Raw genomic sequence first — 24,576 nt, 5'->3', positions numbered from 1 at the left:
AGGCCCCAAAAAAGACTTATTAATTAACAAGAGGATGTTTATCGCCCCAGATGCGTTTCCAGAGCAACTCAAAAAGCAAATCCATTTCAATATCTCGGGCTTCGCGTACGCCTTCGGCTTCTAGTTGGCCATCTTTTAGATAAATTCTGTGTCGGAAAACGTATTCGCCCTTTCCTTTGAGGAAGCCGAAGCCCATTAGGCCGAAGCGAAGATTATTCATATAGAGCTCGCCATTTTCGCCTTCTTCTACGCTATAATAGCCTTGGGCAAACCATTTTAGGATTTGGACGAACTCCTCATCGGCCCATTTATCGAGCAATTCATGTTGTTTGGGGAGTTTTTTGAACTCCATTTTGCTATCCTCATCCCAGAAAGAGTAGGTGCCATAATAGAAAGCATCCTTGGTTTCCACGGTAGTTTGCCAAAGCATAATGTTGAGAATGCTGGGATAGGTCAAGAAATCGACTGACTCAATACCTTGTTCTTTGAGGTTTTGGGTAACCACGGCATTAACCTGATTTTTGGCGACAAAGCTCAGGCCCATATAGGCTGTAGAAAGGACCAAAGCGGCGGTATTGATGCCTTGTTGCCACTTATTATTCTTAAAAAACGGGATAATAATCACGGCCAATAAAAGTGGCAAAGTATAGATTGGGTCGGCAATAGCGATATTATTAAAAGAGACCCGATAAGAAGAAAAGGGCTCAAAAATTTGGGTGCCGTAGCTTGTGCAGGCATCAATTAGCCAATGGGTAAGAATGGCCCAAAAGAACATCCAGCTCCAGCTTTTCCAGCTAGGCTCCTCCTTTAATTGAGGAGGATTTTTGCTCCCCCAATATCGCCAACCAACCCAGGCCGTCACGGCCAGGATAAAAAGGCCAATGCCCTGCAAAATTGCATTATCATCTTTTAGGCCCATACCGCCCATAAACAGGACCAGCAAAAGGCCAAAAAGGACCGCAACTGCGCCCCTTTGTTTGTGGGCCAGATAGCCCAATAAAGGAGAAGCAAGCAGCGTAATAAAAATAGAGTGCGTTAATCCCCTATGATAGAGTAAGCCATAAATTTCGTGCTCGCTAAAAACGCGACTAACGACATCTAAATCGGGCAAAGTGCCCGCAATAGCGCCCCAAGCCAAAGCTTTAGCGCCAATTTTTCGGCCGAGAACTGCTTGTCCGCAAGCGGCACCAAGCACAGCCTGAGTGAGTGAATCCATAAGATATTAAAATGATTGAGGCGCAAAATACAAAGCCTAAGTTAGAAGATGCGCCCAAATAACAAGAGTTTAAGGCCTTTGGCCAGCGATTTTTCTTATCTTTAATTGAACTTATTTCAAAATCGCCTAGCCTTAGCGCTTTGCGTTATTTTTCAATGCGTTCATTATTCAAGGAGACAAAACCGGCGCCTATGGACAGCCTAGATAAAACAAGCTTGCCGCGGATAGAAGAGCTAGAACACAAGCTCTACTTGCAGCAACTGCAGATTAACCGCTTATCGGAAATTACGCAGGCCATCAACAACAACATTAAGATTCAGGACCTGTTTAAAATCTATACCGATACCCTAAGTTGGGAGATGGGCGCCAATCGCTTTGCCCTATATAGTTGCAAAGATGGGCATTGGCAAGTCGCTACGCATAAGGGAATAGACGAAAAGCTCTTGGTTCTAGACATTAGCGAGTATTTTTCGGCCTATCAGCGGATTTCTAAAATTGGGGAAGATCATCCTTTGCTCTGCGAGTTTAACTATGTGATTCCCGTTTATCATAAGGAGGAGGCCATCGCCTTTGCCTTTGTCCATAAAGAGGCCCGAAAAGGGGAAGAACTCTTTGAGGCCATTCGATTTATTGGGACCTTGACCAATGTAGTGGCCGTTGCCATTGAGAATAAACGCCTCTTCAAAAGACAATTGGCCCAAGAAAAAATGCGCCATGAGCTCCGATTAGCGAACCAGGTCCAGAACATGCTTATTCCCAACAAATTGCCCAACAATCAACGCTTTGATTTTGCGGGGATTTATCAGCCGCATGAGGGCGTTGGTGGCGATTACTATGACTTTATGGAGCTCAATGAAGATGAAATTGCCTTTTGTATTGCCGATATTTCAGGCAAGGGTATTTCAGCCGCAATCCTGATGTCGAACTTCCAAGCCAACCTACAAACCCTCATTCATCGCAAAGATCTCAAGATCCCCGAATTTGTCGACCGCCTCAATGAGAAGGTCCTCAAAGCCACCCGAGGCGATCGCTTTATTACCTTTTTTGTGGCCCGCTACAACCGCAGCACAGGCCGTTTGCTCTATCTCAATGCTGGACACAACCCGCCTTTTCTCTATCGAAATGGCCAGGTTGAACGACTAGATAAGGGCTGCACGATTTTGGGCATTGTCCCCAAAATTCCCAAACTAGAATGGGGCGAAATTTACCTGCAAGAGGATGCCTTTTTCTTCCTCTATACTGATGGCCTAACCGATTTGCGCAATGAAGCAGGCGAAACTGTAGAAGAAAAAGCCATAGAAGACTTTATTGCCAAACATCACCGGCTTTCGGCTGTTGAATTTAACGCAGCCCTCATGCAAGAAATGAAAGAGTTTAAGGGCAGCATGGAGTTTCCCGATGACATTTCGATCCTTACAGGACACATCTTTGCGACAAAAGAGCAGGGGAAACAGGCTCCCGCTGCCAAAATGGCGGTCAAAGCCTCCTAGGCGCTCTTTTTGCCTTTCATAGACTACAACAAGACTTATCATAATGCAGACTTTATTTCTTCTTTTCTTCGCCTATTTGGTTTACCGCTTCCTGATTAAGCCCGTTTTTTTGGCTCCTCCCAAGCAAGAACGACCACTTAGCCCACAAGAACAATTTATGCGGATGTTCCAACAACAAATGCAGGCCCAACAACAAGGCCAGGGCCAATATGTTAACGAACAAGAGTTTGGCACTCAAGGCCATCCCCCCCGCCAACAGAAGCAGGAACAAAAACAAAAGCCTCGCAATGATGGCGAATATATTGATTTTGAAGAACTAGATTAAGATTTGGGGCCTCCGCTGCGGCTTCGCCTTGCGGCGCTACGTTCCGCAGCTCGCTATTCGCTCGGCCCTGTGGCGGCAAAGCCGCCTTGGTCTGGCCTGCGGCCACTGCTGCACATCGCTAGGCCGTTCGGCCTTCGGCCGGGGCGGCTGCGCCGCCCAAAACGCAAAAAGGGAAGCTGTGAAAATTCACAGCTTCCCTTTTCTTTTAGACCAGCTCGTCCTATTTATTAAATCGAGCTATTTCGATATTAAATTTATTTGAGAGCGCTTCTCCATGTCGCTCTGCATAACTGCCTACGCGCATAATACTAGCGTGGGCCTCATCTACAGAAAGTCCGTCTGCCTCGCGGATAATCTTGAGATAAATCCAGTTTTTGAAGGTCGTAAAAGCAACGCCCCCATAAAGGCGGTCATTGATTTGAAGCAATTCGGCAAAGAGCTCATTGCGAAGTTCTGCATTTTCTGGAACATGAAAAAGCGGAGACATCACTTGGAAATAGGGCCGGCCTTCTCTTTCGATTTCCCAAAGGTCAATCCAGACCATAATGTCCTTCTTGGTTAGGGTCCAAAGGCCCTCTTTTTCTTTTCCTCGGCTCGAAACGGGATCAATGCCCAATTTAGCGATAGCGGCTTCTACTGTTTCGTAATAGGCTTTTAAACTCATAAGCGTGTTAGCTGGACCAGTAGGCTAGCTCAGCTCAATTTGATGCTGCCAGCTCACGGTCGAATAGTTGTTATTGAAACGAATAATCTGCACTTCCTTCTGATTTCCATGCTTCCGCTCTATACGCAGTTGCTGGCTTCCTGCTGGTCCTTCTTCCCAAAACAATTGGTCTTGGCGCTGAGGATCAGCAGCTACCTTTTCCGTTTGCGTGAGCAGCTCCAACAACCAACTCATATTACAAGCCTTTGCAGCTGCATCAGATTGGACAAAAACGGGACGAGCCTGCAAACTCGCCGAGAATTGTTCTTCTCCAAAAGGCAAAGCCTCTGCTTCTTCCCCTAATTGGAAATAGCCGAGATACTGAAAAGGATAAGATTGTAATTGGGCAGAGCGCAATTCTCTAAAGGCCGTTTGGGCCAAACGAGCTTGCTTAAACTCTTGCCAATGAAGCTGTACATTTTCTGCGGGGAGAGCAGTTGCCAATTGTACAAACTCTTGCTTAGCCGCTTTTTCAAGCAAATCGGCTAAGAGGAGCTGGCCTTGGGCCTCGCACCTTTGGCGAATGATATTTTTGAAACTCAGTGTCAGTTGTTCCATAAAACTGCAGGATTTATCTTGGAGATAGTCGTATCGTATATTCTACTTTCAGGTATAATAGTACGCAAATTTAAGCAAACTCTCAAGCATTATCCTAGTTTTATGGGCAAAAAAAATAAGATTAGGGACTTTACCTACTTTTTAGGCAAAAGCCCATATACAAGCCCTTTCAAGGAGCTTTAATGGATTAAGACGTGTAACCAAAATAATTCAGACTGCGCTCATCATCTCGCCAATTGTCTTTGATCTTTACGTGCAATTCTAGGTATACTTTGGTCTGCAAAAACTCTTGAATAGCGAGACGGGAGTCTTGGCCCAAGCGCTTAATGGCTTGGCCTCCTTTTCCAATTAGAATACCTTTTTGCGTTTTTCTGGCCACATAAATATTAGCCAAAATGCGGGTAATATCGGGTTCTTCTTGGAAGGCTTCTACCACTACTTCTACTGAGTAAGGAATCTCTTGATGATAATTGAGCAAAATCTTTTCTCGGATAATTTCGGAAATAAAGAAGCGCTCTGGGCGGTCGGTAAACTGTTCTTTCGGATAATAAATAGGACCTTCGGGCATGCGTTCAATTACTTTCTCCAGGACCAAATCCGTATTGATGCGATTGAGGGCTGAAATGGGAATCAGCTCGGCAAAATCGAGTTTTTTACTCCAAGCGGCCAACTGCTCCAATTGTTCTTTAGGCGGGAGCAAATCAATTTTGTTGAGCAGCAAGAAAACGGGAGCTTTAAGCTTAGCCAAAAGCTCAAAAATGGCTGATTCATCTGAAATCTTTTCGGTTGCATCGGCCACGAGTAACATCAAATCGCTATCCTCTAGGGTAGATTTGACATACTCATTCATGCGCTCCTGCATTTTATAGCTAGGATCTTGGATAAGGCCGGGGGTGTCGCTAAACACAATTTGGTAATCCTCCTCAGAGACAATGCCCAAGATGCGGTGGCGAGTTGTTTGGGGCTTATTGGTAATAATCGACATCCGTTCGCCAACCAAGGCATTCATCAGGGTAGATTTCCCGACATTGGGATGGCCCACAATATTGACAAAGCCCGATTTGTGGGCTTTTTTTTCTGTACTCATAATGTATGTTAGTTAAAAACTAGGTTCTGGAAAGTAGTGTTTTGGTCCATTTTGCGGTGGACAGGCGGCAAAGCCGCCGCAAAGGAGCGCAGCGACTTGGCTGAGGGATGGACAGCAGTGGCCCGCAGGGCCAGACCGAAGCGCTTTAGCGCTGAAGGGCCGAGCGACCTGCGAGCTGCGACACAGCCCGACCCGCCCGAAGGGCGGGGCAGCCCCAAAAAAATTAAATCTTGAAAGTAGCAGCAGATCGTTTGCGTCCTCTTCTTCTGCGTTTAGATCGGCCATCAATGGGGCCAGTGGCAATATCTCGGCCCAACTGACCGAGTAAGAAGCCTAGGCCGCCAAGTAAGGCACCGAGAAGAGCGATAAAAAGCATCACGCCAGTATCGGAGCCAAAGGGAAGGCCCAAAACGGCCCGCATTTTTTGGAGGAGCAAGCCACCATTGCCTGCATTGATCCAGTACATGGCGACAAACCAGCTAAGGAAGCTGCTACCCGCCCCAGCCAAAAAGCTGCTACCTAGGCCCAATTGCATGGCAAAACCGATGATAATGGCGAAGAATAAATTGGCCCACCACCAGCTTGCAAAGAGCCAAAAAGAAATGCTGATGAGCAAAAAGAGCACTGCGGCACCTAATAATACTCTAGTCATAATAAATCGTCTTTTTTAGTGCAAACGCTGGCGAATGCGGATATTCTCTTTTCCTTCTTCGGCAGATTCTAAGTAATGTAATTTGTTGTAGCGGCCTTCGGCCCAATCTTGCACCATATTATCGTAATAATGGCTACCGGGATTCCCCGATTGGCCACCGGGATAAATGGCTTGTGCCTTAGGTTTCTTATCGCCTAATTCGACAATCATGCGCCAAGAGGGGCCCGCGGCAGAACCGCCCTTATGAATTAGGCTATCGGCCTTGCGGCTAGCGGCAAAATCGTAGCGATTGCTGACGGCATTGAGCGCATCAGCGGTTCCGCCTACGGGAAGGTTAAGCACGCTAAACTCCTCGATTCGGGCCAAGTGATAAAGTGCCGTAGCCTTCATTTCGCCCCAAGAAATGGGTTTGCCCGCTTTATTCTTGGGCAAGGTATTCAGGGTTTCTTTAAAAGAGAGGGTAACAATATCTTCTACGGTTTCTCGCTTTTTGGTTCCGACCTGGTCCCAAATAAAAGAAGTCGTATCCCGCTTAAGCAAGCCAAGCAAGCGCCAAGCATCGGGATAATGCAGTTCCATACCTTGGGCGGCTGCCTCATCCAATTCATCATAAGTGAAGGCCTGCAGGTTATAGAACCAATCTTCAAAAATGGTTGGGGCCACGGCATCTGGATGATACTCATAATCCCAATCGCGGAAAAGCGCCAACAGCTCTAATTCATCTTTGGTCAAATCTCCTCTTTGCAAGAACTTCATCAAAAGGGGCAAGAAATCTTGGGCCTTTTGGCTAAAATTGCTCAATTGCAAGGCCTTCATTTCGCTATCAGTGGCTGCAGAAAGGGCATCCAACTGGCCATTGAGATAGCGGCCACGATACTCCTCAAAATAGCCGTAGGTATAGTAGGGATAGGCGGGACTGACCGAATGCTGATTGGCTGAAGCCACATAGCCCTTTTTGGGGTTATATTCGTGTGGAATATGCTCTTGGGGCATAAAGCCCGACCATTGATTAAAGGAATAGCGGCCATCGGCTACAAACTTTCCTTGATCGGGTCGGCGCAAAGGCAATTTGCCTTGAGTCCAAAGCGCAATATCTCCATTATTACAAGCAAAAACCAAGTTTTGGGCGGGGCAAGAAAAATGCTTAATCGCAGCCTGATAATCTTGGTAGTTTTTGGCTTGGGCCAACAAGACAAAGGTTTTTGCCTCAGAGCTAGGCTCATTGGCCTGCCAATGCAAGACATAATCTTGGCCATTTACGGTACGGACCACTGGGCCAAAATGCGTATAAATGAGGGTATCGACAACAAAGCCCGCTCCTCGCACATAAACCGTATCGAGGATTTTTTCGCTGGCTCTTTCTTCCCCATCAAAAATATAAGCGGATTTGCTCGCATCGGTCCATTCTACGGCATACCAATCGCGAACATCATGGGCCACATTGGTTACGCCCCAAGCAATATGTTGATTAAAGCCAGAGATTACGCCTGGCGCCCCAGGCAAAGTAGCTCCATAAACATTAAAATCAGGCGTTACAATCTGTACCTCAAACCAAATGGAAGGCAAATTGAGCTTGAGGTGAGGGTCATTACATAAGATAGGATAACCCGAAGCCGTCTTCTTGCCGCCTACGGCCCAGTTGTTACTTCCAATGCCCTTAGGTTTGGGATTTGGATTTTTGGGCAAGCCCTGATCAAAGCCCAAGAAAGGCTTGGCTAGGCTATCGCCTACCGCTACGGGCTTAAAGTTATAAAAAGCCGTATCGTTGATAATGGGAGATTGCTCGGGAAAGTATTCTGGATAAAAGATATTGAAGGTATCTCGACCAAAGTATTTATAAGCATTGGTCATCTCAAAATCATAGTCTTTATCGGTCAAATCCTCCGCCATGGCTTTGAGCAAAAGCGCTGATTTAAGCACCGTCCATTTTTCGGGACGATAATTCAGTAACTTATACTCTAAAGGCAAATCCGCATAAGACAAATCATCAATATAAGCATTGACCCCATCGGCATAGCGCTGCAAGATCTCATAGGTTTTGGGGTCTTTCTTCCAAAGCTCTACGGTCTTTTTAGCCGCCAAAGGCAGGCCCGATTTACGCTTTTTACGATCCATTTTAAGCAAAACCTCTCGCATCTTTTCCGAGGTGGCCAAAACCTCTGCCAAACGGCCAGAAACAGCATGCGTCTGAAACTCCATCTGCCAAAGTCGAAGGCTAGCCGTAGCATAACCCTGGGCAAAAAAGGCATCCTGCATATTGTCTGCAAAGATGTGCGGCACCATGCGCTCATCATACAACAATTCTACTGGGGCGCTAAGCGAACCATCACGCAAAGAAGAGGGCAAAGATGGGCCATTTGCATGTTCGGCATTGCGCCAAAAACCCGAACTCGGACTCAATAGCTTCCCCATCGGGGGAATAAAGGTTTCTTTTTTCGTTATCCGCCCCACTAGAGAAGAAGCAAAGTCGGAGGAGTTCAGAAAAAGAAAGAGAAATATAGTAAGGACCAATACGGCCACAAAACTCAATATTCGCATAGTTTACTGGTTTTCTAGGGCTTTGCCTGCACCTGTTTTATAGGCTTTTAGGCAGTTCATCAATAAGGAAACAACGGTCATTGGACCAACGCCTCCAGGCACGGGCGTCATCGCCGATACTTTATCTTTTAAGGCATCAAAATCAACATCTCCCACCAAACGGTACCCTCTTTTGGCCTTGGAATCATCTACGGCATTGATGCCCACATCCAAGATTATCGCCCCTTCTTTGACCATATCAGCCGTTAAGAAATTAGCTCGACCAATAGCCGCCACAATAATATCGGCCCGCCGACAATGCTCAGCCATATCTCGGCTACGACTATGTAAAAGCGTCACCGTACAATCGCCCTGCGGATGCTTGCGAGAAAGCAATACACTCATCGGACGACCCACAATGTTCGAGCGACCAATCACAACCGCTTCTTTGCCCGCGGTCTCGATCCCATAACGCTCCAAAAGCGTGATCATCCCCATGGGCGTAGCTGGCAAATAACAATCTTCGCCCAATAACATTTGTCCCAAATTATAGGGATGAAATCCATCTACATCCTTCTCGGGCGCAACCGCCTGCGTCACTAAGTGTTCATCTATATGAGCAGGCAATGGCAACTGCAAAATATAGCCATCCACTTCAGGATCTTGATTGAGCGCAGCTATTTCTGCCAACAATTCTTCCTGGCTAATATCTGCCGCCAATTGCTTCAAACTAGAACGAAAATTAGCTCTTTCACAAGCCCGCATTTTATTGCGTACATAGCTGGCCGAAGCCGGATGCTCGCCAACCAATACGGCCACCAAATGAGGGGCACGGCCGCCTTGGGCAAGGAGCTGTTCTACTTCTGCTTTGAGCTCTAACTGAATACTTTGAGAGAGGGCTTTACCATCTAAAAGTTGCATGGACCTATTTCTTTGAGGGTGGTTTAATGCCCCCAAAAATAGCCTATTTTAAGCAGCCCACTGGATTATTTTCCTTTTTTTTTCTATTCCAAGTATTTTGGGGCTGCCCCGCCCTGCGGGCGGGTCGGGCTGTGTCGCAGCTCGCTACTCGCTCGGCCCTGCGCGGGCTTCGCCCGCTGGGTCTGGCCTGACGGCCACTGCTGTCCATCCCTCAGCCGAGGCGGCTCCGCCGCCTCCCTAACCCTATTTAGGATGGCGCTAAAATTGAGAGGACCTAGAAGTACAATTTAGATTGAACCACATAAAAAATATAAATGATGAACAAATTTAGTCTCTTCGTATTTTTCTCCATCTTCAGTACGACCCTTATGGCCCAAATGAGCAGCGATGCCCTGCTCTTTTCCGAACGCATACAACCCAATACTGCCCGTAGCCTTGCCGTTGGCGGCGCTCTAGGCGCCTTAGGAGCCGATATGAGCAGCCTCAATGGCAATCCCGCCGGACTAGCCGTTTACCGAGGCGCTGAGTTTAGTATTAGCCCTGGCCTACAATTCGCCAATATCAAAAGCCAGTTTTTAGCCGATAGTACACTCCCCCGCTCTAGCAACAACCGCCTGAGCTTTAATATGGGCTCAGTGGGCCTAGTCCTCGCCAATGAACAAAGTACAGATTGGCGCTTTGTCAATTTTGGTATTAGCTTCGGCAAAATCGCCTCTTTTAACAGAACCTATTCTTTTTCTGGAACCTCTACGGGCTCTCGCATTATTAACTTCACCCAAGAGGCCAATGCCGCCAATGCCGTTCCCGATGATTTAGACCCCTTTGAAGAACGCCTCGCTTGGGATGCCTACTTTATTGATAACCCAGGCGGCGGCACCGATTATGTAGGCTCGGTAGTCGATTCTAATCGCGCTTATATTCAAAAAAGCCAACTGGTCCGCCAATCTGGAGGCATCAATGAACTCAATATTGCCCTAGCAGGTAACTACAAAAACAAGCTCTATATTGGTGGAAGCTTGGGCATTACTTTCCTCAACTTCAGAGATTTTAGAAGTTATAGCGAAACAGAACCCACGGGAAACATGGACTTTAAATCGCTTAATTTTGACGAAATCCGTACCGTCCGAGGAACAGGCATCAACCTCAAACTGGGCCTTATTTATCGGGTCAACAAACGCCTAAGAGTGGGACTCAATATGCATACCCCCACAGCCATGAGCCTGACCGAAAATCTAGATACCGAACTTAGTGGGGCCGTTGTTTGGAATGATACCCTTAGAGAAACATCAGCTACCGAACCTTGGGTCTCTCCTACGGCAGAGTACAAACAGGATTTCTTTTCTCCCTGGGTTTTTGCCCTCAGTATGGGACATACCTTTGGTGGAAAAACCGACCCCATTAAGGGCTATTTGGGCATAGATGGCGAATATCTCAATTATGCAGGCAGTAGCTTTGCCCTCCAAGCTTCTGATGAAAATGCCACCGCAGGCGACCAAGCCTTTATTGATGCGGTAAACAATGCAATTGTAGACACTTATCAGGGCGCTTACCGACTAAGAGTTGGGGGCGAACTGGCCATCAAAACCCTACGCTTAAGAGCCGGCTACCGCCTACAAAGCTCTCCTTATTTGGACCAAGTGCAGGGGGTAGATGATTTGCGCCATGATATTTCGGCAGGGATTGGGTTCCGCCAAGAACATATCTTTTTTGATCTTAGCTATATGCGGACCATCAGAGATTTTGAATACTCTCCCTATTATGCAACTTCTATCTATAATAATCCCAGAACGAGCAATAGCGAAACTGTTGGGCTTTTTATGATGACCCTAGGGTTTAGATTCTAATTCTCCTTATCCCTCCTATTGATGAAGAGGACCAACTGCAAAATGCAGTTGGTCCTCTTTTTTGGGGGCTAACAAAAGAGTTATTTGGGCGGTCCTGTAAGGATGCAGATGCCTTGGGGGATTCCCCCTAGTTAAATGTATCGATGCAGACGCCTTGGGGGAATCCCCCTAGCTAAATGTAAGGATGCAGATGCCTTGGGGGTATCCCCCTAGTTAAATGTATTGATGCAGATGCCTTGGGGGAATCCCCCTAGCTAAATGTATCGATGCAGACGCCTTGGGGGATTCCCCCTAGCTAAATGTAAGGATGCAGACGCCTTGGGGGATTCCCCCTAGCTAAATGTAACGATGCAGACGACTGTGGCGCAACGCCACAGCTAAATGTAAGGATGCAGATGACTGTGGCGCAACGCCACAGCTAAATGTAAGGATGCAGACGACTGTGGCGCAACGCCACAGCTAAATGTAAGGATGCAGATGACTGTGGCGCAACGCCACAGCTAAATGTAAGGATGCAGACGACTGTGGCGCAACGCCACAGCTAAATGTATCAATGCAGACGACTGTGGCGCAACGCCACAGCTAAATGTATCAATGCAGACGACTGTGGCGCAACGCCACAGCTAAATGTATCAATGCAGACGACTGTGGCGTTTAAGCTATAAAATATGGGATAATAAAATGGGGGCTTATAGGCCCCTCATCTGGTTGTGGGTTGCAAGCTGCAGGTCCATATATCCATCCTAGAGGGCCGAAGGCCCGCAGGCTGAGGGGCTGGAGCAGGGCCGCCGAAGGCGGCAGACCCAGCGGGCGCAGCCCGCGCAGGGCCGAGCGAATAGCGAGCTGCGGAATGGCCCGACCTGAGCGAAGCGAGGGGCAGCCCCAAATCAAAAAAGGGAAAGCAATAGGCCTTTTATAAAAAAATTCTATTTTAAATCTGTTCGCAGTACCTTTAGGGTCCTAAACTAAAATCATGATCATGAAAAACTTCTTACTGTTATGCTGTTTTTTGGGCAGTGCTTTTTCGACTGCCTTATTTGCGCAAATTGATGCTCGCTTTGGATTTAAGGCGGGGGCTAATATTGGGACCATTATGGGGCCTGCGGAAGAGAATGCCCAGGGGGAAAGTCTGGATGGTTATAGTTGGACGACCAAGGTGCATATTTCGGCCACCGTGGAGGTTCCGATCAATGATTATATTGGTTTGGCTGCGGAGCTGGGATTTTCTCAGCGGGGGAGTCGTTATCGGTTTGAGGCGGATAATGCTTACCTCAGTATTCCCTCGCTCAATGAGACGTTTGAGGGACAAACGAGAGTAAAATCGGTCAATATTACCAATGGTTATGTAGAGGTTCCGATCTTGTTTTATGTGCGTCCGATTAAGGATAAAGTGCAATTAGATTTTGGTCCGAGCTTTTCTTTTTTGGTCTCTTCCAGAGGATTAGGTATATTAAAGTATGGAGACTTGAGTGAGGGCAGCAGCTTAGGCGATGACTTTGTAGAGATCAATTTGGATCATAGTTATTTGCGGGATGCGGCTGGCGAGCTCAATAGTGATTTTACGAGAACGGGGCAATTGGACCAGCGCAGCATTACTTATCCTGCGGATTTGGGCGGTTATTATTTCTTTGATAAAAAGGATGGTCCGGCCTATCGCTACTTTGATATGGGCCTCAACTTTGGCGCATCTTACTACTTTACGAAAGGGTTGCGCGTAGGGGCTAGAGCCTATTATGGTCTCCTAGATATAACGAATAATAATTATGATATAGAACAACAGGCTCTAGACGATAACCGCAACTTCATTTTGCGAGATGATTTTGACCGCAACTTCAGCTTGCAGATTTTTGTCGGTTTGCAGTTTTAGGCCTCAAAAACCAAAAATCCCATGTTTAAAAAGGCCAAAAAAATGATTAGAAAGGATCTCCAGAAGCGTTATGAGAAAATGGAGGACCTTTTCCAAAAGTTTGAGCATCGTGTTTATGGACATCTTGAAGATCGTCTAGAAACCCTTGAAAGCCGCATTGATGAGCTTTCTGATGTTTTAGCTAAGCGTTTGGATCAATTGGCAGAGCAGCAGCAAGCTCCCCCCCAAGAAGAAGTTGCAGAAACAGAAGCGGCCACTCCCCCCAAAGAAGAGGCTGCGGCCAAAGATGACCTTTGTCAAATTAAAGGCATTGGTCAGGTCATGTCGGAAAGCCTAGCGGCAGAGGGCATTCATAGTTTTCAGCAATTGGCGGCGCTCAGTGCCGAAGAAATTAGCCAGCTCGATGAGAAAATCTCGGGCTTTCAAAATCGCCTAGAGCGTTACAATTGGCAAGAGCAAGCCAAAAAATTCATCGCCGAATCTTAATCATGATAAAGCAAGCAGAAAAAATTGCCATTCTTGGGCCAGCCCACCCCCTTCGGGGCGGGCTGGCCGCTTTTAATGAGCGACTCGCCAAGGCCTTTATAGAAGAGGGCCGAGAGGTAAAGATTTATAGCTTTAGTTTACAGTATCCCAGCTTTTTGTTTCCGGGCAAAAGCCAGTTTTCTACGGCCAAAGCGCCTGATTTGGATATTGAGGTTTGCCTCAACTCCATCAATCCTTTTAATTGGTGGAGTGTGGGCCGAAAGATTGCCAAAAGCCAGCCCGATGTCCTGATTGTCTCTTATTGGCTGCCCTTTATGGGCCCTAGTTTTGGGACAGTTTTGCGGCTGGTCAAAAAATTCTCGCCCAACACCAAACTACTGGGCTTGGTCCACAACCTCATTCCCCACGAAAGCCGCCCAGGCGATGCGCTTTTCAATCGCTATTTTGTGGGGCCTTTAGATGGCTTTATGGCCTTATCTAAAAAGGTGGTCCAAGACATAAAAGAGTTTTTGCCTGCGCCTCGGCCAGCGCATTTTCATCCGCATCCCGTCTATGACAGTTATGGGCCTTTATTGCCCAAAGAAGAGGCTAGAGCGCAGTTGAAATTGGATCCTCAGGGTAAGTATTTGCTCTTTTTTGGCTTCATTCGGCAGTATAAAGGGCTGGATATTTTGCTAGAGGCCTTGGGCGATCCTCGTCTGGCCCAATACAATATCAAGGCCTTGGTGGCGGGGGAGTTTTATGAGGATGAGGCCCCCTTTCGGCAACAAATCGAGCGCCTGCAACTGGGCGATCGTTTAAAATTGTACAACGACTTTATTCCAGAAGAAGAGGTAGGCCTATTTTTTAGCGCTGCCGATTTGGTGGTGCAGCCTTATCGCCGCGCAACCCAAAGCGGAATTTCGCAATTGGCCTATCATTTTGAGCGCCCCATGTTGGTCACGGAGGTGGGCGGTTTGCCCGAGATCGTGCCGCATGGCAAGGCTGGTTATGTGGTCCCCCCCGAAAACCCCAAGGCCGTAGCCGATGCCATTTTGCAGTTTTTTGAGTACGACAAAAATGATCTATTCAAAAGCTATTTACAAGCCGCTAAAAAACGTTATGCTTGGCCCGCCATGGTAGAGGCCTTTGATGAATTATTGATCGAAATACCTGAAAAATAGGGGCTATTTTGGGGCCTCCGCTGCGGCTTCGCCTTGCGGCGCTACGTTTCGGGGCTCGCAAGCCTGCTCGGCCCTGCGGCGGCTTTGCCGCCTGGGTCTGGCCTACGGCCACCCCTACACATCGCTAGGCCGCTCCCCCTTCAGGCTTTGCTTTTTAGCCAAGCGGCTTCGGCCCTCAACAAAAAAGGCCTCAGCAAATGCTGAGGCCTTTTTTATTAGCTTAGACGAATCTCGTCATTCGTTTCATTATACAACTTATAGGAAGTAATGGGCAGGTTATTGTCGGCCCGCACATTAATCCATTTTTTGTATTCTCTCCACCATTTAATCTGCAGATTGTGCAACCAGCCTTTTTTGATATAGGCTTGAACAAAAGGGTGGACCAATAAAGTCACCTTATTCGGTTTTTGCGACTTCATCACAAAATCCAAATCTCTTTTGATATCGTCTGTGATGAGCAAAGTAGGTTGAACCTTGCCCGTTCCTTGGCAACTAGGACAAGTTTCCGTCGTTTGGATATTCACCTGAGGGCGCACTCGCTCGCGGGTAATTTGCATCAGACCAAACTTGCTCAGGGGCAAAATAGTATGCTTCGCCTTATCGTTACTCATCGCATTTCGCATATGCTGAAAGAGCTCATTACGGTGAGGCGCCTGCCGCATATCAATAAAGTCGATAATAATAATCCCTCCAATATCTCGGAGTCGGAGTTGGCGGGCGACTTCTTCGGCGGCTTCTAGGTTAACGCGCAGGGCATTTTTTTCTTGATCATTGCTGCTCATTTTATGCCCACTATTCACATCCACCACATGCATGGCCTCCGTATGTTCCAAAACGATATAGGCTCCGCTTGACATAGTGGCTGTTTTGCCAAAGGAAGCTTTAATTTGGCGGGTAATTCCGTATTGGTCAAATAAAGGACGTTGGCCGTTATACAGCTTTGCTAAATCCTTTTTGCCATCGGTTACCTTGTTTAGTTCTTCTACTACATCATCATAAATGGCTTCATCATCTACAATAACACGACTATAGTCATCATTCCAGAAATCGCGAATGAGCGTTTGGGTTTTGTTCAGTTCACTCAGGCACTTAACGGGACCTTTAGCATTGTGCATCTGCTTATAGATCTCTTCCCATTTGGCCATCAGTTGTTGGATATCCTCATGTAGATCGGCAACTTTACGGCCTTCAGCGGCAGTGCGTACAATAAAGCCAAAGTTTTTGGGACGTAGGCTTTCGATCAGGACCTTTAGGCGGTTGCGTTCATCATCCGATTGGATTTTCTTAGAAACGGCAATCGTTTCGCTAAAGGGGTTAAGGACCAAATATCGGCTAGCGATAGTTACCTCACAGCAGAGGCGGGGACCTTTAGTAGAGATAGGTTCTTTGAGTACTTGGACCATAATGAGTTGGCCCTTCTTCAATACATTAGTAATTTTCCCCTTTGGCATTTTGGGGATATCGGCTTCCATCTTAAAATTATCGAGTAGATGGCTTTCTTGTCCTCCGCTAATTGCTCCATTAGAATATTTAATTAGCGAGCGAAGTTTTGGACCGAGGTCGGTATAGTGTAAAAAGGCATCTTTGCCTTTTTGGCCAATATTGACAAAGGCCGCATTGAGGCCAGGCAGCAATTTGCTCACTCGGCCAAGGTAGATGTCTCCAACAGCCAAACTATTGACTGTTTTTTGATAGTGGAGCTCCACCAGTTTTTTATCCTCAAGTAGGGCAATTCTCGTGTCTTTGCCCCCCGAGCTGATGATTAACTCTTTTTCCAAAATGATATATATTTATTGACTTCCCCTTCTTTTTTGCCAAGGTTTGGCCAGGAAGCTTTTAGCCCATAAGGCGTTCTGTTTGATAAAAAGCAAGGCTCTAAATGAGGGTTTAGAGCAAAATTCGATGCAGGCCAGTCACTCTTTTGTGGCTTGACCAGATATATAAAAGGCTCATAAAAAACGATATTTTTATGAGTAAGGCTTAAATAAACAAACAGCTAATTAAGGCGGGCAGTAGGACCACTCAGGTAGGGGTGGTCATTTTTGCGGCTCCTTAGGCGGTGGAGCCAACAAAAAAAGGGTAAGTTGAACAAAGCCAGCTTACCCTAAATATTGGTGAGGCAAAGTCTGTATGCAGACTAGCCAACAATTCTATATAGATAGGAAGCATGCCCATCCATCTACAAAAAGAAATTATTTCTTCTTCTTCTTGTGACGGTTTTTACGAAGGCGCTTCTTTCTTTTGTGCGTAGCAATCTTATGTCTCTTACGCTTTTTTCCACATGGCATAGGCGTTAGTTTTTTATAAAATTAAATAAAAGTTAAAATTCTTAATTCATATTGGGTGGTCCCCAACATATTGGGCTGCAAATCTACTACTTATTTTCTATTATTTTCATAATTCTGCTTACCCTTTTTCAGTTCTATGGCTAAATCGGGGCGATTTTTTGCCAATTCGATGCAAGCATCATAATGTTCGAGTACTTTTTCCGCATTTTCTTGCCGCTTATAGCATTCAACTAGAGAGAAATGGGCTTCGAGTAGAAGGGTTTCACTAACTTCTTCGTTCTTGGCCAAAGCCACCACATTTTCAAAGCGGGGAATTGCTTTTTTGATATCTCCAGTTCGATTGAGTGAAAGGCGGCCCATTTGCATTTGTAGTTTCAGGTTGTTGGGAAACTTTTTATCTAAGGCCAATAACTTCTGGGCACCAGTCATGGGCATGACCGAAGCATCAACCATAGCTAGGTCTATATACATAAGGGCCTCGTTAATGGCGTAATTAACGGAATCGGGGGCCATTTCAATTGCTTTTTCAAAAGCTGAGATAGATTTGCGGGCCAAAAACTGTCGGAGTTTCATATCGGCTTTCTCTTTATTGAAGGCAATGCCATAGGTACTCCCTGCAATATTCCAAGCCTCGGCTTCGGGAGCTAGTTGGGCTACTTTTTCGGCATAAAAGCCCCCAGCTCCAAAATTTTTGTACTCATTCCATGTTCTAGAAATCAGCTTAAGGGTCAAGAGTTCTTGCTCAGGGTCTTGAGCTTTTTTGAGCTCTTGTTCTAGGCTATTCATATAGGCCAATTGGCTGCTGTCTAAAGCAGCTCTAGCTCCTGCCATCAAAACATCATCGGTATAGGTAAGACTATCCGTTTCAGGATCTTGACCATCTACTTTCTTTTTGTTGGGGGTTGTTCTCCCCGTTGCAAGCAAACCAATAAAACTCAAGAGGGCAATTGTAACGGCGGCCCACTGCCAAGTTTTTGCATTCATAATTTTTTATTTTTTGGGCTTTATTCTGCCTAACTATGGCTATAAATTGGCCCAATCAGATACGGCTGAGCTTCCCCTAAAAAAAATGGACAAAACCCTTTTAGCCAACAAGCTGGCTAGTTAGAGGTTTTGTCCATCTTCGAAAAATTCTTGCTTAAAGAAGTTAGTCTACTTAGAAACAGCTTCTTCTTGCTCCTTTTCTTCTACCTTCAAGGTCGTTTTAACTTTCTCTACAAATACTTTTGCAGGCTTGAAAGCGGGGATATAGTGTGCGGGGATTTCAATGGCACGGTTTGCTTTAATGTTACGACCCACTTTGCGGGCACGTTTCTTAGCAATAAAACTACCGAAACCGCGGACGTAGACGTTCTCGCCTTCTGCGATGCTATCTTTCACTTGCTTGAAGAATTCTTCAAGTGTGACCAAAACATCAACCTTGGGGATTTCTGTTTTCTCGGCGATACGAGCTACCAAATCAGCTTTTCTCATGCTCTCCTATCTATTTAAAGCGGTTCTTGAAATTTGTAATATTCTGAAAGTGTGGGCAAATGTCGCATTTTTTTTATAAAAAGCGAATAAAAGCCTATCCTTTTTAGCCTAAACCCTTTAATTCGCTGCTAAATAAGCCCTTATAAATCAATAGCTTAAAAAGCTATTCAATCTACTTTATTCGACAGAATAGCTCTTTTAATCTTCAAATGACAGTTTTTTCTGTTCTGCTTCGGGCAATAAGCGAAAGCTTTTTCGGTGTAAGGGCGTTGCGCCATATTGAGCAATAGCGGCCCGGTGGGCTTTTGTGGGGTATCCCTTATTGCTTTTCCAGCCATATTCTGGATATTTTTTGGCCTGTTCGAGCATATATTCATCTCGATGTGTTTTTGCCAAAATGCTTGCTGCCGCAATACTTAAAAAACGGCCATCGCCTTTAATCATGCAATGATGTGGAATCTCTTTGTAGGGGCGGAAGCGATTGCCATCAATCAATAAGAGTTCGGCTGTTGTGGTTAATTGGTCCAAGGCCCGATGCATAGCCAAAAAAGAAGCTTGTAATATATTATGTTTATCAATTTCTGCAGGGCTCAACTGGGCCACGGCCCAAGCTAGTGCGCCCTCTTCGATAATTTCTCGGAGCTCTTCTCGTTTTTTGGCACTCAGCTTTTTGGAGTCATTGAGTTCGCTTAGGTCCATTTTGGGATCTAAAATCACGGCGGCGGCAAAAACTGGCCCCGCCAAGCAGCCGCGGCCTGCTTCATCGCAGCCCGCTTCTATTAAAGTATCTTGATAAGAAAATGCTAAGTTTGACATTTATATTATAGTCTAATTGAATTTGGTCCAGAAGGCGCGAAGCGCCTGGCCACAACAAGGCCTTTAGGCCGCAGTTCGACGACCAAAGGGAGTAACCGATGTGTAGCAGTGGCGCGAAGCGCCTGGCCTAGCGATGCGGCGGGGTGGCCGTAGGCCAGACCTAGCAGGCGTAGCCTGCGCAGGGCCGAGCAGACCTGCGAGCCCCAAAGCGTAGCGCCGCAGCTTTGCTGCGGAGGCCCCAAAATAGAATCACATTAAAAGAGTTCCCCTTCTTCTCCGGGGGCGGCTAAATTGAGGTGTTGATAAGCCTTATAGGTAACCGATCGGCCTCTGGGTGTGCGTTTAAGGTAGCCTTGTTGGATCAGGTAAGGCTCGTGTACATCTTCGATCGTGCCGGCATCTTCGCCCACGGCGGTAGCGATAGTGGTTAGGCCGACTGGTCCACCTTTAAAGTGTTCGATCATCACACGCAGAATCTTGTTATCCATTTCGTCTAGGCCTTGGCTATCGACCTGTAGGGCATCGAGGCCATAGGCGGCGATAGTGGCATCGATGGTTCCATTTCCTTTGATTTCGGCAAAATCGCGGACTCTTCGGAGCAGGGCGTTGGCGATACGGGGTGTACCTCTAGAGCGGCGGCCGATTTCGTTGGCGCCATCCTCGGTAATGGGCACTTGTAGAATTTGGGCCGAGCGCTTGATAATCTTGATGAGGGTAGCCAAATCGTAATAATCGAGCAGGCAATCGATGCCAAAACGGGCGCGCATAGGGGCAGTGAGCAAGCCTTTTCGGGTAGTTGCGCCCACCAAAGTGAAGGGGTTGAGTTGAATTTGGATGGTTCGGGCATTGGGTCCCGTATCCAGCATAATATCGATGCGATAATCCTCCATAGCCGAGTAGAGATACTCCTCCACCACCGTATTGAGGCGATGAATTTCGTCAATAAAAAGGACATCCCCTTCTTCCAGGTTGGTCAATAGGCCCGCTAGATCGCCGGGTTTTTCGAGCACGGGCCCCGAAGTAATCTTAATTTCGGTTTCCAGCTCATTGGCGATAATCAGTGAGAGGGTGGTTTTTCCGAGGCCGGGAGGGCCGTGCAAGAGCACATGGTCCAAGGCTTCGCCCCTTCTTTTGGCGGCTTGAATAAAGATTTGTAGATTTTCGACCAATTTGGGCTGGCCCGTAAAATCCTGTAAGAGTTGGGGCCTTAGCGCCTTCTCTATATTATTCTCTTGTTCTGAGAAATTATCGTTGGTGGGATCGAGGTGTTCGTTACGCATAGTTATCAAAAAAAGGGTTATACATCCAGCTCAATCAAGCAGGGACAATGGTCAGAATGTACCGCATCATTCAACAATTCGGCGCCTTTGATGGCAGGGGCCAGAGCTTCTGAAACGCACTGATAATCGATGCGCCAGCCTTTGTTATTGGCCCTGGCGGTTTTGGAGCGCATGCTCCACCAGCTAAATTTTTGCTCTTCGGGCTGTTGCTGTCTAAAACTATCCACAAAGCCGCCTTCTTTTAGCCATTTGCTCATCCAAGCCCGCTCCTCAGGCAAAAAGCCAGAGGTTTTTTTGTTCCGTTTGGGATCATGAATATCAATTTCTTCATGGGCAATATTATAATCGCCCTGCAGCAAAATTTTGGGCCGCTCTTTTTTCAATTCCTGCACCCAATCATAAATACTATCCAAAAAATCATATTTGACCTCTTGGCGGACCGAGCCCGATGTACCCGAAGGAAAGTAGCAGTTCAACAGGGTCCAATCGCCAAAATCTAGACGCAAAACACGGCCCTCTTTATCAAAACGCTCGATGCCCATGCCCTGCACTTCCAAATCGGCCTTTACCTTAGACAAAACGACCACCCCACTATAGCCTTTTTTCTCGGCCGCATGCCAATAAATATGCTCATAACCAGCTGCTTGCAGCTCTTCCAAATCCACTTGTTCACGCAAAGCCTTGGCTTCTTGCAAGCCAATAATATCAATGTCATTTTCCTTCACCCAATCCACAAAACCTTTCCGAATTGCAGCTCTCAGCCCATTTACATTGTAGGATAGTACTTTCATTTTTTACTTTTGATTTTGCTGTTGTTCTGTTTTTTTTGGGGCCCGCGGCCGGCTAGGCTTCGCCTAGGTTGGCCGCCGCTATGCTACGGGGCTCGCAGGGCTGCTCGGCCCTTCACAAAACTTCGCTTACGCTCGTTTTGCTCGGTCTGGCCTTCGGCCACCCCTCCGCAGCGCTGGGCCTTCTGGACCATTTATAGCCAGCCCTTTTCAATTAGCGCTTCTGCAATTTGCAGGGCATTGGTGGCTGCGCCCTTGTGTAAGTTATCGGCAACGATCCAAAGATGCAAGCCATTTTTCTGAGAAAAATCACGGCGGATGCGGCCTACAAAAACCTCATCTTTTCCCTTGGCCGATAGTGGCATGGGATAGATATTTTCGCTGGGATTATCTTGGACAATCACGCCTGGAGATTGGGCCAACAATTCGCGAATATCAGCGAGTTCAAAGGGCGTTTTCAGGGCAATGTTTACGGCTTCGGAATGGCCGCCCATAACAGGTACGCGGACCGCCGTAGCGCTGAGACGAAGTTCGGGCAAATTCATGATTTTACGGCTTTCGTTCAACAACTTTATCTCCTCCTTAGTATAACCATCTTCTACAAAAACATCGCAATGGGGCAGACAGTTTTCAAAAATAGGGTGAGGATAAGCGGGGTTTTCGGGTTGTTGGCCCTGTAATTCCTCTTGATATTGTTGGAGGGCCTTCATGCCTGTTCCCGTCATAGACTGATAGGTAGAAACCAGAACTCGTTCTAAGCCATACTGTTTTTCTAGGGGCCAAAGGGCCAACAACAACTGAATAGTAGAGCAGTTCGGATTAGCGATAATAAAGTCATCGGCTGTGAGTTGGTCCAGATTCACCTCAGGAACAATGAGGGGTTTATCTTGGTCCATACGGAAGGCAGAAGAATTATCGATCACCTTACAGCCGATAGCGGCAAATTTTGGGGCTAGCTCTAGAGAAGTGCTTCCGCCGGCAGAGAAAAGGGCCAAATTTGGTTTTTTGGCGAGGGCTTCTTCGGCGAGGAGGACGGGAACATCTTGGCCCTTAAAGCGGACCGTTTTGCCTTTGGAGCGGGCAGAGGCTACGGGTAAGAGCTCACTAATGGGCAAATTGCGTTCTTCGATGAGTTTCAACATCACTTGGCCGACCATTCCGGTGGCACCGACAAGGGCTAATTTCATGCTTTTATATTTTGCAACTGAGAAGAAGCCAAAAGTACAAAAGAAGTTTTGGCTTTGAGTGGCAAAAAGCTTGAAAAGTGCTTGGGCTTACTTATTTGCGGCTTTGCAGAGCCAAAGGCTCGCAGGCAATAGCCAAATTTAAACGCACTCCCTTTTATCTTTGCAGCAATTTCCCGCTGGTCGGCCTTATTTTTCTCGGTCATAGCGAAAAAAAATAGCTGACCTGGCCAAAAATTCATAGCTAATTATGGTCAAAGCAGCGCAATTAAATCTGGCTGAGGGATGGACAGCAGTGGCCCGCAGGGCCAGACCGAGGCGCTGCAAGCGCCGAAGGGCCGAGCAGCCCTGCGAGCCCCGACACAGCCCGACCCGCCCGCAGGGCGGGGCAGCCCCAAATTATAAAAAGATAAAACATCCTTTTTTTCCGCATTAAATAGGGACAAGAAAAGGACAGTTTAAAAGTTAGAACTAAGAATTTAGAATCTTAAAAGACTAATCCTTAAATTAGTGGCTAGAGTCCCCTTTTTAAATGTTGTAAAAAGCATAAAGACTTTATTCCCCCGACGAAATCCCCCACCGAAACGCACTATCTACTATGTCTTTAAAGAATAAAATAAATTGGGCTGAATTTGAGGGCCTAAGTACAGAAGAATGGAAAGCCAGCATTGAAAAATTTCTCAAGGGAAAGCCATTAGAGAGTCTTCAACAGAGTATTGAGGCGGCTTACAGCATTTCGCCTTTTTATCGGAAGGGAGAAGTGGAGCCCTTGGTTTTGCCCCAGTTAGATGCGCCTAAAACTTGGGCTATTGCGGAAAAAATTGAGGTAGCTGGCGATTTGGCGGCTAGTCAAAAAGCGGTAGCCGAAGCATTAAATGGCGGGGCGAACATGCTTATTTTGGATTTTCAGAAGGGCAAGGGCAAGGATATAAAAGAAGTTTTGCAGGGCGTTCATTTGAACATGATTAGCTTAAAGATGCAGGGCGAGGCCTTAGGTATTTTTGCAGAGGATTATTTGCGAGAGTTAGGTCGTTTTAGTTACTCTTCGGATTTAGATTTGTTATTGGCGGGTAATAGTTTTCAGGCCTTATCTTGGCAACAATTGTATGGTGGCACCTATCCCAAGTTGCGGGCTTTTCAGATCAATATTTCCTTAAAAGATGGGGCGATTACGGCCTTATCTGATGCTTTGATGGAGATTAAGTTTGCATTTGAGGAATTGCGTGCTGCGGGGGCTCCGCCTTGGGATGCACAGCATTATTTTCAGATTAACTTTGAGTTGGAGGAAAACTACTTCCGTTCTATTGCTGCAATTCGGGCATTTAAGCGGCTTTGGTTGGGCGTATTGGAGGCTCAGGGATTGGAGAAAGTCGTTTGGCCATGGATACATGCGCAGGCTGCGGTGGCAGAGCGTAAAAAAGACTTGTATTGGCAGATGATTGCGAATAGTACGCAGGCCTTGGCTGCGGCTGTGGGGCAGGTACATAGTTTAGAGTTGCCTATATTGGGAACGGCAGAGCAGCGTCCTTTTGCTCGTCGGATTGCTCGTAATGTGCAACATTTATTGCAGTTAGAAAGTCATCTTAATGAAGTTCAGGATCCTGCTGCGGGGGCTTATTATATTGAAACATACAGCCAAATTTTAATTAAGGCGAGTTGGGAACAGTTTTTAGAGAAAGCCTAAGGCTCTGGTCTGGTTTTTTCTTTTTTATTAAACTGCTTGCCCTAACTTTTAGGTAAGCCTCTGTTGAGCAACTCATTTAAAAGCAATTGTTCTTAGTTTTTGGGCTGTTTTATCTTCTCGATGCTCTATTTCTTCATCCTCTTGCTTATTGCATTGATGGCGTTATTTATAGGGAGAACTGGCAGTCTATTATTCTGCTCAAAAATATTATTTTCATTTATAGGGACTTTAGTC

At 46.5% G+C, this 24,576-nt stretch carries 21 protein-coding genes; 7 read left to right on the top strand and 14 right to left on the bottom strand.

The window, feature by feature from the left end:
- Positions 1-19: 19 nt before the first annotated feature.
- Positions 20-1,216 (bottom strand): metal-dependent hydrolase, encoded by a 1,197-nt coding sequence (locus PPO43_RS09975; RefSeq protein ID WP_272617374.1) that lies wholly within the window; start codon positions 1,214-1,216, stop codon positions 20-22.
- 191 nt (positions 1,217-1,407) lie between these two features.
- Between PPO43_RS09975 and PPO43_RS09970 the strand changes: the two genes are divergently transcribed.
- Both PPO43_RS09970 and PPO43_RS09965 read left to right on the top strand, forming a co-directional pair.
- Entirely contained in the window at positions 1,408-2,706 is a 1,299-nt protein-coding gene (locus tag PPO43_RS09970; protein WP_272617372.1) for a PP2C family protein-serine/threonine phosphatase, read from the top strand.
- 43 nt (positions 2,707-2,749) lie between these two features.
- Entirely contained in the window at positions 2,750-3,031 is a 282-nt protein-coding gene (locus PPO43_RS09965; protein WP_272617370.1) for a DUF4834 family protein, read from the top strand.
- A gap of 220 nt (positions 3,032-3,251) precedes the next feature.
- Here the strand turns inward: PPO43_RS09965 and PPO43_RS09960 are convergent, their stop codons facing one another.
- From PPO43_RS09960 to folD, 6 genes are all read right to left on the bottom strand, one after another.
- Positions 3,252-3,695, bottom strand: coding sequence for a YbjN domain-containing protein (locus PPO43_RS09960; protein ID WP_272617369.1), 444 nt, complete (start codon positions 3,693-3,695; stop codon positions 3,252-3,254).
- 24 nt (positions 3,696-3,719) lie between these two features.
- On the bottom strand, positions 3,720-4,292 hold the full coding sequence (locus PPO43_RS09955; protein ID WP_272617368.1) for a hypothetical protein: 573 nt from the start codon (positions 4,290-4,292) through the stop codon (positions 3,720-3,722).
- A gap of 187 nt (positions 4,293-4,479) precedes the next feature.
- Positions 4,480-5,379 carry a GTPase Era gene (era, locus tag PPO43_RS09950; protein ID WP_272617367.1) on the bottom strand — a complete coding sequence of 300 codons (900 nt, stop codon included), beginning with the start codon at positions 5,377-5,379 and terminating at the stop codon, positions 4,480-4,482.
- A 223-nt stretch (positions 5,380-5,602) separates the two neighbouring features.
- The gene (locus tag PPO43_RS09945; RefSeq protein ID WP_272617365.1) at positions 5,603-6,031 is read right to left on the bottom strand and encodes a hypothetical protein; all 429 of its coding nucleotides are present in this window, start codon (positions 6,029-6,031) and stop codon (positions 5,603-5,605) included.
- Between the two features lie 15 nt (positions 6,032-6,046).
- Positions 6,047-8,569 carry a penicillin acylase family protein gene (locus PPO43_RS09940; protein WP_272617363.1) on the bottom strand — a complete coding sequence of 841 codons (2,523 nt, stop codon included), beginning with the start codon at positions 8,567-8,569 and terminating at the stop codon, positions 6,047-6,049.
- Positions 8,570-8,572: 3 nt separating this feature from the next.
- Entirely contained in the window at positions 8,573-9,469 is an 897-nt protein-coding gene (folD, locus tag PPO43_RS09935) for a bifunctional methylenetetrahydrofolate dehydrogenase/methenyltetrahydrofolate cyclohydrolase FolD (RefSeq protein WP_272617361.1), read from the bottom strand.
- A gap of 314 nt (positions 9,470-9,783) precedes the next feature.
- Here folD and PPO43_RS09930 point away from each other — a divergent pair, with 314 nt between their 5' ends.
- From PPO43_RS09930 to PPO43_RS09915, 4 genes are all read left to right on the top strand, one after another.
- On the top strand, positions 9,784-11,313 hold the full coding sequence (locus PPO43_RS09930; RefSeq protein WP_272617359.1) for an OmpP1/FadL family transporter: 1,530 nt from the start codon (positions 9,784-9,786) through the stop codon (positions 11,311-11,313).
- Positions 11,314-12,292: 979 nt separating this feature from the next.
- A complete protein-coding gene (locus tag PPO43_RS09925) occupies positions 12,293-13,180 on the top strand; it encodes a porin family protein (RefSeq protein WP_272617357.1) in 888 nt (295 codons plus the stop codon).
- A 42-nt stretch (positions 13,181-13,222) separates the two neighbouring features.
- The gene (locus PPO43_RS09920; protein ID WP_272617355.1) at positions 13,223-13,666 is read left to right on the top strand and encodes a helix-hairpin-helix domain-containing protein; all 444 of its coding nucleotides are present in this window, start codon (positions 13,223-13,225) and stop codon (positions 13,664-13,666) included.
- 2 nt (positions 13,667-13,668) lie between these two features.
- A complete protein-coding gene (locus PPO43_RS09915) occupies positions 13,669-14,829 on the top strand; it encodes a glycosyltransferase (protein ID WP_272617353.1) in 1,161 nt (386 codons plus the stop codon).
- Positions 14,830-15,044: 215 nt separating this feature from the next.
- Here PPO43_RS09915 and PPO43_RS09910 read toward each other — a convergent pair whose 3' ends face one another.
- The 7 genes from PPO43_RS09910 to PPO43_RS09880 all read right to left on the bottom strand — a co-directional run bounded on the left by PPO43_RS09910 (position 15,045) and on the right by PPO43_RS09880 (position 22,661).
- A complete protein-coding gene (locus tag PPO43_RS09910; protein ID WP_272617351.1) occupies positions 15,045-16,607 on the bottom strand; it encodes an Rne/Rng family ribonuclease in 1,563 nt (520 codons plus the stop codon).
- 600 nt (positions 16,608-17,207) lie between these two features.
- Positions 17,208-18,101: a hypothetical protein gene (locus PPO43_RS09905; RefSeq protein ID WP_272617349.1), complete on the bottom strand. Its 894-nt coding sequence runs from the start codon at positions 18,099-18,101 to the stop codon at positions 17,208-17,210.
- A 168-nt stretch (positions 18,102-18,269) separates the two neighbouring features.
- Positions 18,270-18,590 carry an HU family DNA-binding protein gene (locus PPO43_RS09900; RefSeq protein ID WP_272617347.1) on the bottom strand — a complete coding sequence of 107 codons (321 nt, stop codon included), beginning with the start codon at positions 18,588-18,590 and terminating at the stop codon, positions 18,270-18,272.
- A gap of 198 nt (positions 18,591-18,788) precedes the next feature.
- Complete coding sequence (locus PPO43_RS09895; protein WP_272617345.1) at positions 18,789-19,406, bottom strand: ribonuclease HII; 618 nt, start codon at positions 19,404-19,406, stop codon at positions 18,789-18,791.
- A gap of 254 nt (positions 19,407-19,660) precedes the next feature.
- Positions 19,661-20,686, bottom strand: a complete 1,026-nt coding sequence (gene ruvB, locus PPO43_RS09890) for a Holliday junction branch migration DNA helicase RuvB (protein WP_015692910.1) — start codon at positions 20,684-20,686, stop codon at positions 19,661-19,663.
- A gap of 17 nt (positions 20,687-20,703) precedes the next feature.
- Positions 20,704-21,477 (bottom strand): exodeoxyribonuclease III, encoded by a 774-nt coding sequence (locus tag PPO43_RS09885; protein ID WP_272617342.1) that lies wholly within the window; start codon positions 21,475-21,477, stop codon positions 20,704-20,706.
- Positions 21,478-21,668: 191 nt separating this feature from the next.
- Positions 21,669-22,661 (bottom strand): aspartate-semialdehyde dehydrogenase, encoded by a 993-nt coding sequence (locus PPO43_RS09880; RefSeq protein ID WP_272617340.1) that lies wholly within the window; start codon positions 22,659-22,661, stop codon positions 21,669-21,671.
- A gap of 595 nt (positions 22,662-23,256) precedes the next feature.
- Here PPO43_RS09880 and PPO43_RS09875 point away from each other — a divergent pair.
- Entirely contained in the window at positions 23,257-24,342 is a 1,086-nt protein-coding gene (locus PPO43_RS09875) for a methylmalonyl-CoA mutase family protein (RefSeq protein ID WP_272617339.1), read from the top strand.
- Positions 24,343-24,576: the final 234 nt, after the last annotated feature.

This window comes from Saprospira sp. CCB-QB6 (genome assembly GCF_028464065.1).
Classification (GTDB): Bacteria; Bacteroidota; Bacteroidia; order Chitinophagales; family Saprospiraceae; genus Saprospira.
This window is presented reverse-complemented; position numbering and strand designations above follow the sequence as displayed.